The organism is Polyangiaceae bacterium, from assembly GCA_016715885.1.
Lineage (GTDB): Bacteria > Myxococcota_A > Polyangia > Polyangiales > Polyangiaceae > Polyangium.
Genome location: JADJXL010000016.1, coordinates 180,254 through 198,482 on the forward strand (window position 1 = coordinate 180,254; position 18,229 = coordinate 198,482).

Annotated in this window: 13 protein-coding genes; 1 reads left to right on the forward strand and 12 read right to left on the reverse strand. The window is 61.4% G+C overall.

The window, feature by feature from the left end; genetic code table 11:
• Position 1 precedes the first annotated feature (1 nt).
• The 12 genes from IPM54_18275 to rpmH form a co-directional block, all read right to left on the reverse strand.
• Positions 2 to 1,135, reverse strand: a complete 1,134-nt coding sequence (locus IPM54_18275; protein MBK9261734.1) for a hypothetical protein — start codon at positions 1,133 to 1,135, stop codon at positions 2 to 4.
• 7 nt (positions 1,136 to 1,142) lie between these two features.
• Positions 1,143 to 3,698 (reverse strand): TonB-dependent receptor, encoded by a 2,556-nt coding sequence (locus tag IPM54_18280; protein ID MBK9261735.1) that lies wholly within the window; start codon positions 3,696 to 3,698, stop codon positions 1,143 to 1,145.
• 127 nt (positions 3,699 to 3,825) lie between these two features.
• Positions 3,826 to 6,876 carry an FHA domain-containing protein gene (locus IPM54_18285; GenBank protein ID MBK9261736.1) on the reverse strand — a complete coding sequence of 1,017 codons (3,051 nt, stop codon included), beginning with the start codon at positions 6,874 to 6,876 and terminating at the stop codon, positions 3,826 to 3,828.
• Between the two features lie 65 nt (positions 6,877 to 6,941).
• Positions 6,942 to 8,255, reverse strand: coding sequence for a protein phosphatase 2C domain-containing protein (locus IPM54_18290; GenBank protein MBK9261737.1), 1,314 nt, complete (start codon positions 8,253 to 8,255; stop codon positions 6,942 to 6,944).
• Between the two features lie 47 nt (positions 8,256 to 8,302).
• The gene (locus IPM54_18295; GenBank protein MBK9261738.1) at positions 8,303 to 10,459 is read right to left on the reverse strand and encodes an FHA domain-containing protein; all 2,157 of its coding nucleotides are present in this window, start codon (positions 10,457 to 10,459) and stop codon (positions 8,303 to 8,305) included.
• Positions 10,460 to 10,717: 258 nt separating this feature from the next.
• Complete coding sequence (locus tag IPM54_18300; protein ID MBK9261739.1) at positions 10,718 to 11,854, reverse strand: FHA domain-containing protein; 1,137 nt, start codon at positions 11,852 to 11,854, stop codon at positions 10,718 to 10,720.
• Between the two features lie 247 nt (positions 11,855 to 12,101).
• Positions 12,102 to 12,458, reverse strand: coding sequence for a 50S ribosomal protein L19 (gene rplS / locus IPM54_18305; GenBank protein MBK9261740.1), 357 nt, complete (start codon positions 12,456 to 12,458; stop codon positions 12,102 to 12,104).
• 174 nt (positions 12,459 to 12,632) lie between these two features.
• Entirely contained in the window at positions 12,633 to 13,049 is a 417-nt protein-coding gene (locus IPM54_18310) for a KH domain-containing protein (protein MBK9261741.1), read from the reverse strand.
• 139 nt (positions 13,050 to 13,188) lie between these two features.
• Complete coding sequence (yidC, locus tag IPM54_18315) at positions 13,189 to 14,955, reverse strand: membrane protein insertase YidC (protein MBK9261742.1); 1,767 nt, start codon at positions 14,953 to 14,955, stop codon at positions 13,189 to 13,191.
• A gap of 143 nt (positions 14,956 to 15,098) precedes the next feature.
• Positions 15,099 to 15,566: a membrane protein insertion efficiency factor YidD gene (gene yidD, locus IPM54_18320; GenBank protein ID MBK9261743.1), complete on the reverse strand. Its 468-nt coding sequence runs from the start codon at positions 15,564 to 15,566 to the stop codon at positions 15,099 to 15,101.
• Complete coding sequence (rnpA, locus tag IPM54_18325) at positions 15,517 to 15,954, reverse strand: ribonuclease P protein component (GenBank protein ID MBK9261744.1); 438 nt, start codon at positions 15,952 to 15,954, stop codon at positions 15,517 to 15,519. The genes yidD and rnpA overlap by 50 nt, the downstream gene beginning before the upstream one ends.
• Positions 15,954 to 16,103, reverse strand: coding sequence for a 50S ribosomal protein L34 (gene rpmH / locus IPM54_18330; GenBank protein MBK9261745.1), 150 nt, complete (start codon positions 16,101 to 16,103; stop codon positions 15,954 to 15,956). Before rpmH ends, rnpA begins: the two co-directional genes overlap by 1 nt.
• A 313-nt stretch (positions 16,104 to 16,416) precedes the next feature.
• Between rpmH and IPM54_18335 the strand changes: the two genes are divergently transcribed.
• Positions 16,417 to 18,228, forward strand: coding sequence for an OmpA family protein (locus IPM54_18335; protein ID MBK9261746.1), 1,812 nt, complete (start codon positions 16,417 to 16,419; stop codon positions 18,226 to 18,228).
• Position 18,229: the final 1 nt, after the last annotated feature.

Genomic DNA, 18,229 nt, shown 5'->3' on the forward strand with positions numbered 1-18,229 from the left:
TCTACTCGACGCGAACGTACCTTTCAATGAATGTAGATCCGCCCCTCGTGTCACGAACCGTGGCCCAAATTGTGTAAAGTCCAGGTTCCGAAGGTGGAAACCATTCCGTCGAGTGTTCCTTCTTGTACCCTTCGGTTACGCCGCTGATGAGCCGAATGCCGCTCGTCACGTCTCCCGCACTGACGAGATAATCGACCCACACGGCTTCGTAAATTTGTTTACCGTTGACGATTTCGCCGGGATCGATCTCCGCGATGCTGGAATCGACATCGACGTCGATTTCGACCGCCTCGCAACCCTCGAAAGGCTCGGGCGCAAAACATCCCACTTGCCTGCGTTCGTCGAACGTTTGCGCGCAAGCCTTCACGACGGGAATGTCCGCGAAATCTTCGGACATCGGTTGGCCTTCGAGCGTCATGCCTTTGACGACGGGATTTTCATTTCGCCGTTCGTCCTCGAACGAATACACTTGCGTATACCCAGGAACGAAGCTATCGGCGGGCAGGCGTTTTCCTTCGCTATCGAAACAACCAAGAGGAAGGAAACCGGCGGCTCCGCTGGGGTCGACTTCGATGGGCTTGATGTCCCCCGCGCATGCAAAGAAAAACGCGTAGGCGATGCCGTATTTGGAACCGCCATCGGGCGCGGGTCTCGACGAAACGATGTCGAGCGGCATGGTCGTGGTGAACGTGGTCGACGTGGTGACGCCAGGGCTGAATCCGATGAGACCGGGGGGAAGATTTGGCGGAGGCTGGCCGGACTCTGGTGGGCCGAGTCCGCCTTCTCCGAGCGCCTTGAAGACTTCGGCAAATTGGAGAAAACAGCCGTAATAAAGGTCGCCAGGTGGATTGACGCATCCGCCGAGCCACAAGACGTTGACGGGCCGCGGTCCATCCGGATGACCGTCGCGCAGATGCAGCTCGAAGGTGACGCTTTCGCCGGGCAAAAGATAGGGTTTGTCCGCTTCGACCGCCATGATCCGCAAGCCATTGACGAGATCCGACGGCAGGTAACCTGGCGAGCAGGCGCTCGAGGCCAAAATCGGCGTGGCAACGAAAGCCGAAACGAGCGCGGACAACAAAAGCCTTCTCGAAGGCCGATGACGTTTGTCGATTGAATCTCCTGATGATTGCATGAGCACCTCAGAAGTCGCCGCGGAAACCAACGCTGGGCAGAATAGGTAGCCCCGTCACGTATTGTCTCGCGGTGTAGTTGAAGTTGTAATCGAGCCCCTCGACGTTCTGGCTATTGTAGACATTCTGGACGTCGAGATACATGGAGAATTGCCATCTCTTGAAGCGCCAGCGTTTGTCCAGGCGCAAATCGAGCTGATGGAACATGGGAAATCGTTCACTGGCGGGTCCGCTGTAGGGAATGGCGACGTAGGTGCCGGAGCCCGCGTTGTAGATGGCATTGGCCCGATTTGGAATGCAGCCTTCGAGCTCGAAGTTGCAAACGTTGGGCGTCGTGAGGTTGCCCGATACGAGGCGGAAGCGAGCGCCGAATTCAAAACCTCCACCCAGGCGATAGCTGCCGAGCGCCGTGAGTATGTGCGTTTGATCGAAATTGACGGGCCGCTCTTCGTCGCCAGGCTTCGGCGTACGCAAACTACGCGACAACGTATATGCGACCCAGCCGAAGAAATTGGAGTCGGCTTTGTACTTCAGCAAAAACTCGGCACCATAAATGCGACCTTTGCCGATGTTGAAATAATCGGAACCACCGCCGATGTCTTTGGGCACGGGTGATACCAATCGATCGAGCTGCTTGTAAAACCCTTCGACGCTGAGCTCGATGTTGCGCGTGAATTCTTGTTCGGCCCCGAGCGCATATTGGATGGCGCGATTGGAGCGAAGCCCTTCGGAGCCAAAAGGTGGAATGGTTTCTTGGACTTGCGGCGGCTGCGTAAACACTCCAAGCCCGCCCTTGACCGTGGTCCTGGGAAAACCTGGACGCAAGTCCACGCGGCCGTTGATGCGCGGCGATATGTCCACGCCCTTGATCAAATTGAACGAATCGATTCGCAAGCCTGGAACGATCTTCGCTCGCGAAGTCGGCGCAATCTCGAGCTCGCCATAAAGGGCAGGGGCGACGACCCAGCCATCGAATTGGGATTCGATGAGTGGACGCGTGGAAAATGGCCCATTCGACGGCTCGCCGGCGCGCGGGGGCGCAGGTCCACGATATTTCGCGTCGGTGTAAATACTGATGACGTCGAGGCCCGTGTTGAAGGTGACGCCCTTGCTTATGCGACGCGTGTATTCGGCTCGGCCGCTGATCGAATAAGAATTCAGGTTGAAAAAGAAAGGACCGACACCGACGTCGATGATGTCTCGGCCAAATGAAATGACCGCCGCGACACGGTTTTTCGCGTCGATATCGTTGTCGTATCGAAGCTGAATGCGGTGAAATCCGGTGTGAAAACCAGCGTTTCCACTGATGGCTGGTTCGCCCGGGGGAGGATCTTCGGCAAGGAGCGCGAGTGAATCGTCCGAACCAAAAAAGGCGAGCCTGAGGCTCGAATCCGCGGTGGGATTGGTTTCGAACGCCAATTGGTAATCCCAATAAACCGGCGCTTGCGTGAGCCCTGTCGCGCCAGCTTGGGTAAGCACGGGACCGAGCCATGTATCGATGTAACTTCGTCGCGCGCCCGCGATGAACCGCACTTTGTTTTTCGTGCCGGGTACGGGACCTTCGGCCATCGCGCGGGCATCGACGAAATCGGCCTGCGCAAGCCCGTGATATTTGCCGTCATTTTTGGGTGCGCGGATCGATACGTCGACGATGCCGCCCATCACGCGCCCGTATTGCGTGCTGAAATTGCCCGGATAGAAGTCGATACGATCGAGCATTTCCGTCGGCACGACCGAGGACAAACCGCCGAAGTGGTAGATCAGCGGAATCTGCGTGCCATCGACGAAGGTTTGGGTGTCCTGGGGCGCCGAGCCGCGCACGAGCAGAATGCCTGCAATGCCCGGGGGCCGAGCCACGCCGGGCAAGTTTTGCAAACCGCGCAAGGCGTCGCCGTTGGTGCCCGGTATGCGACTGAGCTCGCGTTGTTCGAGCGTCCGTTTCGTCACTTCGCGTGGCGCACGAGCTCCACGAACGACGACTTCGAGCCCTTCGGCGGTCGCGACGAGCCTGTATTTGACTTCGAGCGCTTCGTTCGGCGCGATCTCCTCGACGACGTCGAGTTTGTCGAAACCAGGTGCACTGACGACGACGCGATACTTGCCAGGAGGCAACGTTGCGATGCGAAACGAGCCATCTGCTTCAGCCGTTGCTTCCGTGGAGCTTCCCGCGTCGCTCGTCACGGTAACGGATGCGCCGACGAGCGGCACGTCGCCGCCGCTCGCGAGCACGACACCGCGAAGAGCATCGACTTTCGGTGACTCGGACTTGGGCGTCGTGCTGCCGTCCGCAGGCGCTTCGACTTTCTTCGACGTCCACGAATAGCGATAGAAAATGCGCGCGGGAACGGCGGTTCCATCGGGTTTGCGCGCGGGTTCGAACTGCAGCTTTTTCGCTGCTTCGACGGCCGCTTCGTCAAAGCCATGACCCGCAGGTTCGATGACGACGGCGCTCTTGACGTTGCCTTCTCGATCGATGTCGAGCTGCAGCGACACCGTTGCTTCGAGCCCCGCTTTCTCGGCCTCCGGCGGATACGCAGGAGGCACGTAATTCAGCGGTCTCGGCATGGTGAGCTGCGCGGGCGGAGGTGCCGGAGCTGGCTCTTGTGCCAACGCAGGAACCGACCCGACGAGCACACCGACGAGACAAAGCGAGGAGAAGGCGCGTGACGAAGGACGAAGCAGTTTCACTTGTTCAAACCGGATCGCGACGCTTCAAGATGACGCAAAGCACGACGAGTAGCACGAGGGTGCTGCCGCCCATCACGGCAAACGGAAGCCACGTCATCTCGTAGTGGGTAAACCCCCAGCCTCCGGCAAAGGTGTCCGATGCCATTTGCGCCACGGCGCACTTGAATTTGCCTGCTTCGATGAAGTCGGTCGGCGAGCTTTCCGAGCGCCCGAGATCGATGATCCACGCAGGATCGTCCTGCAGCGCATTTCGTTGCGGCACGATGGCGCCTTCGAAACCCCAGCGCGCCGGGACGATCATCATCAGCGGCTTCAAGTGAGGCACGGTCGTCATGGGCACCATGAGGCCACCGAGGACGACCTGAGGGATGAGCGCGATCGGCGTGAGCGCCATGGCCGCTTCGGATGAAGTGACGACCGTGGACAAGAGAAGGCCCAGCGCGACGGCGGAGAGCGATGTGGCGACGAGGGACGCGAGCTGCATCAGGAAGGCTTGCGGGCCGCCCTGGAAACCGAGCGCGAAGAAGACGATCGCCAGAAGGACGGTGCACTGGATGATGCAGAAGAAGGCGAGCAGGATGTACTTGGAGAGCACATAGTTGAGCAGGCCGAGGTTGACCATGCGTTCGCGCAGGTAGATGGCCCGCTCGGCGACGATTTCGCGCGCAGCGTTTGAAGTTCCAAACCATACGGCTGCGACCACCAAGAAGAACACGGCACCCGTGTTGTCGCTCGTGGCCGTCATGCTCTTCATGATGTCGCCGCTCGATGTGCCTCCACCGAACTTGCGCGACAGCTCCTGCAACGCGCCGAGGCACCACGCAGGGATGGCCTTTTCCTGCCAGCCGAAGACGATCGCGAGCAGCACGCCGATGATGGGTGCTTGCGCGAGCATGATCGCGGTACCGCTCGTGTCGCGTATTTTCGTTTTGAAGTAACGCGACAAGAGCAGTCCGAGCTGGCCCGACGTGGTCGCTCGACGTTCGGGCACGCCACGCTGTCCTTGGCCCGTGCCGATCTCGCGGCGGCCCGAGTACATCTTGGAGTAGGTGGGGTTCGCGTTGTTGAAGTACTCCTGTCGCCAATCGACGGCGGCCGTTTTGCGTGCGTGGCCACGGGGCACGTTGGGATCACGTGCTCGCATGGCATCGAAAACCGCGCGTTCGCGCTGCGCGATCATCTCGAACATATCGCGTGGGTTGTCGACGTCGTTCGGTTGACGTTGTCGTTCCTTCCACGAGCCGAAGAAACGATACGCGTCGGGCTTGTTTGGCCCGAAAAACATGGGCACGCCGCCGTAACCCATGATGAAGCAGTGTGTGAACTTCTCGAACTCGTCCTTGGCCGGCTGGTGGATCGTCATGATGATCGTCTTGCCAGTGGCTTTGGTGAGGTCGTGCAGGAGCGTGATGAGCGCGGTCGTGTCGTCCGCAGCGAGGCCGGATGTAGGTTCGTCCAGGAACAAGAGGACAGGATCCGTGACAAGCTCGAGGGCGATGTTGACGCGCTTGCGCTGGCCGCCGGAGAGGATCTTCCGTTCGGGTCTGCCGATCTGGAGGTTCTTGACTCCTTCGAGACCAAGGTCCTTGATGGTCTGCTCGACGCGGGCATCGATTTCGGCCTCGGAGTAGTCGGGCGGAAGGCGGAACTTGGCGCTGTATTTGATGGCTTCGAAGACCGTGAGCTCCGGGTGCACGAGATCGTCCTGAGGGACGTAGCCAATGGATCCGCGAAGGTTGTCGTAGATGTTGTAGAGGTCTTCGCCGTTGATGCGAACGACGCCGCTCGTGGGTGGCAAGTAGCCAGTCAACGCGAGCAGGAGCGTGGTTTTGCCCGCGCCCGATGGACCCATGAGCGCGATCATGTCGCCCGGAAGCGCCTTGAACGAGACGTCGTCGAGCAGTCGCTTCATCTCGCTCGGGTTGTCGCGATCGGGAACTTCGAGCACCAAGCTCCATGCTTCGATCTCGTACAGAGGTTTGCCCGCCCAGCGATCGGCCGAGTACTCCTCCTGAACGACTTCGACGGCACCCGACGCTGCGAGCTCGATCTGTAGCGGCATCGGGCCGATGAAGAACTTCTCGCCGCTTTGAATGGCGACTCGTTGTCCGGGCGGGATGCGATGACCGCGGACGTAGGTGCCGTTGGCGCTGCCTCGATCCTCGACGAAGAGCTGTCCGCCTTGGTTGTGTACGAGCGCGTGGCGGCTCGACACTTGCGGATGCTGGATGACGATGTCGTTGTCGGGTGTGCGGCCGATGCTCTTGACGGGAGCTTTGTTGGCGGCGAAGTCGAGTTGCCCGAGAACGGTTTTGTTTTTCTTCCCAGGCGCTCCTGCTTGTCCCGATGGAACCGGGCCCGAAACCGGCTGCGGCATGGACTGCATCGGAGCTGGCGACATCGGCGCGGGCGATGGTTGCGACGGCATGGGAGCGTGCACGGGCTGTTGCATGCTTTGCATCGGAGCGTGCACGGGCTGCTGCATGCTTTGCATGGGGCCGCGCGACGCCTGCGCGAGGCGCATGAGCAGCTCGACGGGAATTGGCACGGGGCCGAACGCGATGATGCCGTTCGGATCGATGGGCACTGGCTGGGTTGGCGCAATCTTTTGAGCACCAACATATGTGCCGCTCGTCGAACCGTTGTCCACGACGCACATGCGATCGAGCATCACGGTGGCGTGATGGCTGGAGACGCTCGGGTGTTGAATGACGAGCGAAGCACGTGCGGGATCGCGGCCGATGACGAGTTGTCCTGGAGGCGCCGTGACGGTGCCGGTCGTCATGATGGACATGACGACTGCCGGGTGGCTGAGCGGTACGGGGGCGTTTCCTACGACAAACTGCGTGCGGAAATCGAAAGGAACTTCCTCGCCCGGAGCGATCGGTCTGCCATTGGCCATCGATGGTCCAGAGCCACCGATGAAGACGAGCCGCCCGCCGCCTTGATGAACGATGCGTGCGTGCTCGGGAAGTACGGAGCCATCGGGAATGACGACATCGCACGAGGGGGCGCTGCCGATGGTGACGATCTGCTTGCCAAAACCGGGAACCATGAGGGTCACCTTTCAACACGAACGGTCACGAGGAACAACATGCACGACGAACGAACGACGAAGCGCTAGCGAAGCCATAACGCCCAGATGAGCAGCAAGAGCAGAACCGCGATGACCGCAGACATCCCAATGAACACGTACAAGATGCCCGTTTGCGAAGGCCGACCTGCGCGGGTGCTCGATGCGGGATTGAGCGTGTTCGATGGTTGCGGCGGTGGCGGATCCGTCGCTTGAATTTGTGTTGGCTGCACCGGTGCATGGCGCGTCGATGCCGGTGGCAGAGGCAACTGCGCTGCGATCGGCGTCAGGCGCGCCGCTCCGCCCGGAGATTCGGAAATCGTCGGCGATGAACCGGAGGGGCGGTCGACGGCCGTCGGACCAACGGGCGCCCAGTTCGATGGCGATGATGCTGCCGCCGGTGGAACAGGCGTCGACACGAGCGTGGTCGCGATGGGCGGCGGTGGCATGCCAACCTTCGTTTGCGGATACGAGTCGGCAGCCGTCATGGGACGCGTTTCATGCGGAGGCATGGGGCGCGGAGCAACCGCAGTCCCGCCGAGCGCCGGACCTTCGGGAATCGTTTGCGAAGTGCGCATCGGCGTGTCGACGACACGCACCATCTGCACGGTGATGTTGTCGTGTCCGCCGCGATCGTTGGCGAGCTCCACGAGCTGCTTGCACGCGTGTGCCAACGTGCCGCTCGTCATGGTTTGTCGAACCGAACGCAAGATGTCGGCGCCGAGAACGAGGTCGGTGAGGCCATCACTGGCGAGCAAAAAGATGTCGCCGGGGAACAGCTCCATCGGCTCGGGCCTCACCTCGACTTCGACTTCGGGGCCCATACCGAGTGCACGCGTGATCTTGTTGGCCTCGGGGTGCCCTATCGCTTCGGCTTCGGAAATCATGCCGGAGTCGATCATGCTCTGCACGACGGAGTGATCGCGCGTGAGTGGATAGATCTGGCCGGCTCGAATGCAGTACGCACGACTGTCTCCGACGTGAGCGACGTCGAGGCCGCGATCACCGAGAAGCAACGCAACGACCGTCGAACCGGGTCGAGCTCGGTTGTCGGGTGGTCCGCCGAGGAGGAAGACGCGGCGTCCTGCTTCCTCCAACGCAGCCTTCATCGCAGCGCTGGCGGGTATTCCAGGTGGAGCTTGATCGATGCGTTCGAAGATGGTGGCGATGGCCGTGCGACTCGCTTCACGTCCCCCGTAGTGACCACCCATTCCATCGCAGAGGACCACGAGATGGCCGAAGCGCGTATCGCTGTAACCGCAGGAATCCTCGTTGATTTGTTTGGCCGGATCACGCCCCGGATCGGTCGCTTCGGCGTATTCGATGCGGACGCGTATGCCGGAGGCGTGGGTGTTTTGCATGGGCGAGAAAAAGGGCAGGGCACGCAGCGAGCCGCGTCGGTCTCAGCCTACTCCAATCGCACGTTGAACTCGATGGGGCCGAACCGAAGAACGGCTCCCGGAGGCACGACGGTCCAAACCAGCGGCGGAATGCGGTTGGAATTGATGTTGGTGCCGTTGTTCGAGTTCTCGTCGCGCACGAAGACCTGGCCATTTTCGAACTTGATTACTGCGTGATTGCCACTCACGCGAGGTTCGTTGATGACGATCTGGCACGAAGAACCATCGCGGCCGACGCGCATCTCCTGGCCAGGCATGAACGTGAAGACGCCAATGGAGCTCGAGAGCACCGCGCGACTTGCAGAGCCGCCCATGCCTGGCGGCGGTCCATAACCGCCACCACCGAAGTCGGGTCCGGACATGGGTGGCGGGGGACCGTACCCACCTTGAGGCATCGAAGGACCAGCGACGACCGGTCGCGGTGCTTGCGTAGGCGCTGGTGCACGACGCTTGTTGCCACCGCCGCGGAAGATGGAGACGACGAGCAGGATGAGGACGACGCCGCCGAACGTGATGCCTCCGATGAGCAAGTAGGGCAGGGGCGCTTCCTTCGCTTTGACGGTGATGATCTTGTCGGCCGTGATGGCGCTCGTGCGCTTGGCTTGGTTGTCGTAGACGATGAGCCGCGCAGTCATGGCTTCGCCCTTGCCCGAGAGGAACTTGTCGGACTTCGGCAACTCGAACTCGACCATGCTTTCGCCTGCCGTGATGGCTTTGCCGCGCATGCCTTGCTCGATGAGGGACCTCTGTGCCTTCTTGGCGTCGTCGATGCCTCCGCCTTGCAACGATGCGGGCGCAGGCTGGTTCTTCGGCACCATGTAGAGCTCTGCGCGTTGCGCGTTTCCGCCCCAGCAGAAGTTGCCGTAGACCTTCAGCGTTCCGCCGGGATACGCGGGCTCTTTCGCTGCAGCGCGCTCGGTGGCCTCGCGATCGATGTCGAGCGGCCACTGAGACGGATCGATGCCGACGGGAACGTTCTGAAACGTTGCATCACCGGCAATCGGAGGATCGGTGGACAAGAACGCGAGCTTCAGCGTTTGCGTGAGGCTCAGCGCCACGCACGACACACGCCACTTGACGATGTGCATCTTGTTGAAGCGCGTGCGAACGACGTTGACGATGTTGGCGGCGCGGGCTTCCTGCCGGTCGCGCACGATGCTGTGGAACCCACCGATCTCGGGGTTCGCCATGCCCTCCATGAATTCGCGGGCACTTGCAGCAAACTCTTCGATCACCTTGTTCGGGAACCAAATCGAGATGACGGGGACGGGCGTCTTGGGAAGGACTTCGTTGTTCTCGGGAAAACGCCCCTTCGTCAGGTAGTCCTTGAGCAGAGCGGCGGATGCAGGAGACGAGCTGACGTCACCTCCGGCCGAGCCGTTTGACAAGACAACCATCGCCTGATGCATCGGCACGACGACGTTGGATCCGACGTTGCCGAGCTCTTTGAAGCCATCGGTCGCGGCCGTCTTGATGATGTTGAACAGGGGCCTCGTGCGTCCTTGGGTCGGGAACGTGTTGCGCACGTTCGCGATGACTTGCAGCGCAGCCTGCTTGTTGTTCACCCACTTCGAGTCTTCGACGACGCTCCTGTCGTTGAAGAACATGACGTTGACGATGTCGTTCGGTCCCATCGCGTTGACGAAAGCGCTCGCGACGGCCTTCGCTTCGTCGAATCGAGTTCCCATCGACGAAGCCGCGTCGATGAGAATGAGCCACGCAGTTCCGACGCCCGGTTGGTTTGCACTCTCGCCCCACCGCGCCTTGGATTCGAAACGCGCCATCGTGTCCGATCCATCGACGGAGACCGTGAGGATCGCGTTCTTCTCGGGGAAGTCGAACGACGAATAGAGGGCGTTGGGCTGCTCGAGAGCATTGGACACGCAGTCGAAAAAGGCGTCGCCGTTGAGCGTTGCGCAGGGGCGCGTCGCATCGGACACGCGTTTGTTCTGCACGAGATCGATGACCGTCGTGAGAACCGGCGCGCCATCGACGGTGCTCGTGCGCGGATCGATGCGAAGGATCTTTGCTTCGGGGGCGGCGAACGACGACGCAGGAGCGCAAAGGAGCGCCACGAGAGCCGCGAGCACGGTGAGAGCCAAGAGCGGAGCTTTGGCGCGTGCTCGGAAGGAGTGGACGGCTGCTGCGGTGGGGAGCGGTGTCATGAAGTAAGCCTCCAATGGTCTTGGTGCTCGGCGCGACAAACCCGTCGATGGCCGCGTGCGCGACACTGCATGCGCGATTTTCGAGGCGGAGTGTTGGACTTTTCGAGGGTGTTTGTTTCGACGAACGGTGTGTTGCGCCGGATGCGTTCGATACGCGAGACTTCGGCCTTGCGACTCGAGCGCAGAGAGAACGTCATCTCTTCGAGGATCCGGGTTCGGAGATCGGAACGTTTCGCACGGTGACTCTCCGCGCGATCTCTAGGTGCGAGCGGTGATGACGATCGTGATGACACTGAAGCCGCCGAAGCGGATCTTGTCGCCATCACGAAGCTCGCGCCGTCCTTTGAAACCAATGGCATCTTCGTTGTGGAAGGTGCCGTTTGTCGAACCGAGATCATGCAGAACGAACCGTCCCCCTTCGCAGTCGATGGCTGCGTGATGGGTCGACGTCGTTCCGTGAGCGATCTCGATGTCGAGCTTTTGGCCGGTGTCCGCGCGGCCGATGCTGTTGCGACCTTGCCAGAGCGGCCAGAACTTCCCGAGCGGGTCGTCCTGGTAGCTGACGAGAAATCCAGCAAGAGCACGCCGCTCCGTCGGCGACGCTGCTCCGCCGCCATGCCTCGGTGCAGGCGCACCTGCACCACCAAGCGCCGTGGATGCACTCGAACCTTGCCGAGCCTTGTGCTCGGGATAGCCGCCTTCTGCGGCGGGCGCAGGCGGCGGACCAAATCCACCGTCGCCTGCCATCGGCGGAGGCGCTGGAGGCGGCGGGCCAAAGCCGCCACGCGGCGCGGAGGGATAACCACCCGATGCGTCCGGCGGCGGGCCGAAACCCGGGGCCGCAGGGGGCGGACCAAACGCTGGAGGCGGCGGGGGAGGCCCGAAACCGCCAGGCGGTGGAGGAGGCTCTGGAGGCGGCCCGAAGCCCGGTGGAGCCGGAGGCGGTCCGAATCCAGCCGCTGGCGGCGGACCAAACCCAGGGGCAGCCGGAGGCGGTCCGAAGCCCGGTGGAGCCGGAGGTGGTCCGAATCCAGGCGCTGGCGGTGGACCAAACCCACCGCCTTGCGGCCCGGGTGGAGGCCCGAAAGCCGGCGGTGGCGGGGGCGGGCCAAACCCTGGAGGACCCCCTGGAGGCGGACCAAACGCCGCAGGCGGCGGGCCAAATCCACCACCACCCGGCGGTGGGCCATATCCCGGCTCAGGCGGCGGGCCAAACCCCGGAGGTGCCGGTGGCGGGCCAAACCCCGGAGGCCCCGGGGGCGGCTTGCCGAAGGCTGGTGGCGGAGGCGGAGGCCCAAATCCAGGGGGCCCCGCAGGCGCTCCAAGAGGAGAGGCACAAATCGCACAGAACTTGTCGGCGGGCGTCGCTGGTGCGCCGCAACGAGGGCAGTTCATGGTCTCCTTCGCGTGATGGCGGACCAACTCCGCATCGGCGGCAGCATACCGTGGTGTGCACACCCAGGATCAAGAACGAAGTGGCGTCGATGCATCGACATATAAAGTCATGAGCTTTTGGGAAGGTACAAAACAACATCGACATCGCCGGGCACCTCGGAGGGCGCCAAGCAATGTCGATGTTGATTTTTATCCGACGATACAGTCGGAGCGTTCAGATTTTTGCGCAGCGGAGTGACCGCTTCGATCAGGTATCTTTGGCGTCGCGCACGCGAGCAGCCTTGCCCGTGAGCGAACGCAAATAGAACAGACGCGAGCGACGCACGATGCCGCGCGACACGACCTCGATCTTGTCGATACGCGGCGTGTGCAAGGGGAAAACGCGCTCGACGCCCACGTTGAAGCTGACCTTGCGCACGGTGAACGTGCTGCGCGCACCAGCTCGGTGACGCTTCAGCACGACACCTTGAAAGACCTGAATGCGCTCCTTTTCGCCTTCGACGATGCGGTAGTGGACACGGACAGTGTCGCCAACCCGGAACTCCGGGAGCCCCTCACGGAGCTGCGGGGTTTCGATCTTCGCAAGTACGTTCGACGTGAGCATGGTGTGTCTTTCGAGGCAGGGCCCCAGCAAGCGATCGCATCGAGCGTCGCCATTCCGGGACGACGGGGAGCGGCATTATGCATACCGACATGGGGCTGTCAACTGGATCGATGGGCATCGCGCTCGCCCGAGACGAGAGCCGACAGCGCGATGCAACATGGAGGGACTCGAGCTTCAGCGACGAACGGGGATGATCTGCACGCGACGCGCGTCGCCTTCACCATCGCTCTTGGTGACCACGCCAGGAAACTTCGCGAGCGCCATGTGAACGACGCGCCGATCCTGAGGGTTCATCGGTTCGAACGTGATGATCTTGCCTTCGTCGACGGCCTGCTTGCCAAGGCGGCGAGCCATCGTGGTGAGCGTTTCTTCGCGACGCGCTCGATAACCCTCGGCATCGATGATCACATGCCTGCGTTGACGACCAGGCCGGTTTATGACGCGGTTCGTAAGGAACTGAAGCGCTGAAAGCGTCGTTCCCTTCTTGCCAATGATGCGACCCGCATCGTTGCCTTCGATCTCGAGTCGAATCTCCTCGGGAGGATCCTCGGGCTCGTTCTCGAGCAAGTCGACGGTGCAATCCATGCCCATCGCGGCGAGTGTGTCGATCACGAAGTCGAGCGCTTGATCGGCGCGGCCGTCCTCGACAAACGGCGCTTCCTCAGAAACGTGCGCCTCGTCGCTTGGCTCGGCTGCGTCGGAGTTGGTGATGGTTTTTCCGGGAGATCCATTATCCGCGGACACGTGCTTTTCCCTTTCCAAGAGCAGGCGTCGATTTCGTGTCGTCGCCCGAAGTCTTCACTGGCTTCTCGCGCACCTCGATGCTTGCAGGTCCCTGCGTTTTGGCCTGGAGGTAGCGCTCGACCGCGACCTGTTGCGCGATGCCGAGCCATGTGTTGGTCAGCATGTATACGCCAAGGCCGGCGGGTAGATAGAGCATCATCACGACGAAAATGCCCGGCAGCATGTAGAGCATCATTTTCTGCTGCATCGGATCGCCCTGCGGCGGCATCAGCTTCTGCTGAAAGAAGCTCGACGCACCAAGGATCGCCGGAATGACGAAGTACCTACCGGCATCGGACAGGTCCGGAATGATCGCCGTGGACAAGAATGGCACGTGGTAAAGCTCCACGGCCGTTTGAAGCGCCTGATACAGCGCAAACCACACCGGCATCTGCAAGAGCACCGGAACGCACCCATACATGGGGTTGATGCCGTGCTTGCGCCAAAGCTCCTGCACCGCGAGACCCTTCTGCGCAGGGTCGCTCTTGTAGCGCTCGTTGATCTCGTCCATCTCCGGCTTGAGACGACGCATCGCCGCGCTGCTCTTGATCTGCGAAATGCTCAGCGGGAACAGCAAGAGACGAACGGTGATCGTGAGCAAGCAGATCGCCCATCCCCAGCTCCCCACGAACCGGTGCAGCACGTTGAGGTAACCAACGAGCACCTTCGCGATCGGCGAGAAGGTTCCCAGGTTGATCACTTCGCTGATGTTCGGACTGACGGCCGCCAGTACCTCGCGCTCCTTCGGCCCGGTAAAACTCAAGACTTTGTAAGACCGAGTCTCCTGGGGCTTGAGCTCTTGCTCGGGATACACGAGGCGTGCGCGATAGACGTAGCCGTGATTCTCCTTGTCCTTCGCTCGGTTCGCCGCAGTGAAATCTTTGCGGTTCCAATCTTCTTCAATCAACGCCTCGGCAGCCGGCGCTGGACCCTCGACGGGGATGGCTACCTTCGTGAAGTAGACACTGCTGACACTTACCCATTGCGCATCACCAGGCGTTCGCCGCCAGTGCTCGCTCGTGAATTCTTTGTCTGCAAAATCTTTCGCATCAAACGAATCCGGACCAAGACGATCCGTCGTCTCCGACGTCTTTGCGACGACTTCCGTCATGTGCTCGGAGATGCGTCCAAGACTTCCTTCGGTTTCCGTCGTCGTGCGCCACGAAGTCTGCTCGAGCGCAAGCCGATGCTTGAGCGGTTCGGAGCCGAGGTTCGTCACATCGAGCGATACTTCGAGCTCAAAAGGTTTGCCCGTCGAGCGGACGAGCTTCGTCAATTTCGTGTTCGCGTCTTCGTACACGAACGTGCACGACTGATCGTCGCGGGCAGTCAGCTTCCAGTCGAGGTTGTCCGCTGAAACCTGCTGTTTGTCGCCGGTGGGTACACGAAGATTCGTACGCAGCGGGCTCCGCCATTCTCGCGATGTCGTCACGAGATCGATGGGCTTGCCGTCCTTCGTCGAGTACTTGCCCTGATCGGTCAGCCGCAGATGACGAAGCGACGCTCCCTGCGTCGAAAGGTCAGCCTCGAACCTCGGCCCCTTGATCGTGCAGGTCTCTTCAGGTGCCCGCTGCGCGTCGGCTGCCGGAAGATCCGTGAGCAGGTTCGGTTGAGCGTCCGTGCCGCCCGCACCAAAAAACCCACCACCAAACTGCCAAAGCAGGATGACGGCCAGGCCAATCAACAGCCACTGAGCGATTTTGCCGCGTTCCATGAAATCCTTCGACACTTCGACGTGCCGCGAAACCTAGTCGTTCTCGCCGCGCTTTGCCGCTCGTCGCCAGCGCACGAAGCGAGTCGACGCGCAACTGCGCGCGATGCGATGGTGGAAGCTAGCGGGGCTTTTCGATCGCGCCATCATCCGGAAGGCAAAACCCCTGCGTGATTGGGTGAATGACTCCGGCGATGACGCTCATGTTCACCAGCGTCGTCGGCCGCCGGAGTCGTCGCCGCTGTCGAACGGCCAAAACGCGGAGGAGGTGGCGGATCGTAACCCCCAGGGTGAAACGGATGGCACTTACACAGGCGCTTAACCGAAAGCAAGCTCCCGCGAAGTGCACCCTGCCCGGCAATGCAGGCTGCTGCGTACCGTGAACACGATGGTTCGAATCGACAAACTGGGCCAATCGTCGCCAAAATCAGCTTCGACAGCGTGAGCTGATACATGCGAATGAGAACGAGGAGGAGTTTGGCCAGCATGTCGTGAGCAGCCGCGGCACCGGATGACTGGCAAGCTTGGGGGCACACGTTGCCCGGTGCAAGCGCCCGAGCAGGTTCATTTACGCGGTTTCGAAGGACCTCGTTCCGAGCGCCCCGACCGCCCATCGCCCCCCGCTCGCTTGCGAAGCAACGATGCAACCCCGACGATTTCCGCCTCGAGCTCGTGCTGCGACAGCGCGTCGGCACCCGAACGAACAATCACGACGACGTCGGTACGCGGAGGAAAGAGCGACAAGTTGCGCCGGAAAGACTCGCGTACCAATCGCTTGGCCCGATTTCGCTCGACCGCGCCACCCATCTTGCGCGAAGCAACGATACCCAAACGAGTGACGTCCCCGTCAGGACAGGGCGCAAGCAAGATGAGTAGATGGCGCGTCGTCACGCGAGCGCCCCCCTCTTGGACACGCAAAAAGTCGCTGCGCCGAAGTAGGCGTCGCGTACGTGGCAGCGTCTGTCGAGGAAGGCTTGTCCCGTTTGTCGGGAGTGGCGACACTACTTCTTGTAAATCGTCGGCGCGAGTCGGGCGCGACCCTTGCGGCGACGATTGTTGATGACCTTGCGGCCACCGCTCGTGCTCATACGCTGTCGGAAACCATGCGTGCGAACACGCCGCGTGTTGTGGGGCTGGTACGTGCGCTTCATTGGTAAAACCCTTGATTCCTCGGGGCGCGCAAAGAAAGCACAGGACCTCCATCAGGTCAACCGAAAGCGCGATCTTGCTCCTTGTCCCTATGTCCAGCGTGCGAATGTAAAAGGCCCCAAACGCCTCGCGTGACCGTGCCACCCCGTTCCATCGTGCCGATTGGATGGTGTAGCCTCCTCGGACAAGAGGGTTGGAGACTACTTTCCAACTTCGCCGAGCGCATTTGCCGCGACATCCAAGCGGACTTCTTTGGGAATCGCAGCACCACTGCCGCAGCAGCAGATGGATCTGCCGAGGAGATGCCAAAACATCATGGCCTACGTTGACCATCGCCGAGAGCGACCGAACGCGACCGAACCCTCGGCATCGTCGTCAGGCGCGCATGAACCCGCGCGAACCCGCGCCACCAAACGCCGAGGCCTGCTTGCTCTCGCCTCGACAGCGATCGCTGCGGCGCTGTTTGTCGCTCCAAACGTGGCCAAGGCGCAAACCACCACGATGTACCTCGACCGCCTCTTCATCGGCGGCGCACCCGAAGATGCCGTGGGCTTGTGGCGACCCTACTGGAACCCCAAGACGCGCTTCTTCGGCCAGCTCGGCATGGGCTTCGCCCTCAATCCCTTTCGCGTCGAAAATCATCGTGAAGACGACCAGCTCGCAGGGATTCTGAATCGCGACAGCGGCCCGCCCGTTCGCGCGCAACTCATCAGCTACCTCGGCGTCGGCACCGAAATCCTCGACCGCGTATCGATTCAGGTCAACTTCCCCATCATCCTCGCGCAAGGCGGCAACAAGACGAGCTTGCCCGGCGCGCCCGGCGATTCGGTTGCGATCGAGACCGTTGCGCCCATGGATATGCGCCTCGATGCGCGCGTGAAGGTGTTCCAATCCTCGTCGCGCAACTTCGCGTTGGGCCTTCAAGGGGGCATCTGGCTTCCCACAGGCAACGAGCTGTCGTTCGGCGGCGATCCAAATCGCGGCACGAGCTCGGGCGTCGCCGGAATCCTCGGCGTTGCGGCCGAGTACCGCTTGAAAACGCTCTTCTTCGTCTTCAACACCGGTTTCCAGTTCCGGCCCCCGGGCGGCATCAACGACTTCAAGTCCGATGATGAGTGGCGCTGGGGCTTCGGTGCATTCATGCCGCTACGTGGAGGTGCGTTGCGCCTCGGCGCGCAGATCTTCGGATCCACGGGCATCACGGACGAAACGTTCTTCAATGCCAACAACACGCCACTCGAGTGGATGGCCGAAGGCCGCTTCGCCATCGATCGCAAGCAGCGTGCATGGGTCGGCGCCGGCGCGGGCACTCGCCTCACGCCTGGGTACGCGCCAGACATGCGCGTCGTTGCCACGGTCGGCTACGCGTTCAGCATCTCGGACGTCAATCCGCCATCACCCACCAAACGCTTCAAGTTCAAGTACGCGAACGAGGGCGCAGATACCGACAAGGACGGCTTGCCCGACGACATCGATTTGTGCCCGACCGTGCCCGAAGACAAGAAGCCACCGAACACGGATGACGGCTGTCCGGCTGCTCCCGATCGCGATGGCGATGGCATCCCCGATGCCAACGACAAGTGCCCGGACGAACCCGAGGATTTCGACAAGGTCGACGACAAAGACGGCTGCCCCGAAGACGATCCCGACAAGGACGGCATCGCTGATGCTCAAGACGCCTGCCCGAAAGAACCGGGCGACAGGAACGCCGATGCAGCCAAGAACGGATGCCCGAACTTCATCCGAAGAATTTCGGGTTCGAACGAAATTCAGATCCTGAAGAAGGTCGAATTCGCTACGGGCAAGTCGACGATCTTGCAGCAGAGCTATCCGATCCTCGATGAGGTCGTGAAGCTCTTGAAGGTCAACCCGGAAATCAAACTGCTCGCGATCGAAGGTCACACCGACAACCGCGGTTCCGACGCGCTCAATGAAAAGCTCTCTGCGGATCGCGCGAAAGCCGTGCTCGATTACCTCGTGAACAAGGGCGGCATCGACGCTTCACGCCTCACTTCGCAAGGCTTTGGTCCGCAACGACCCATCGCCGACAACAACACCAATGATGGACGTCAACGCAATCGCCGCGTCGAGTTCATCATCAAAGAACGCTCCACGTCATCCAATTGAC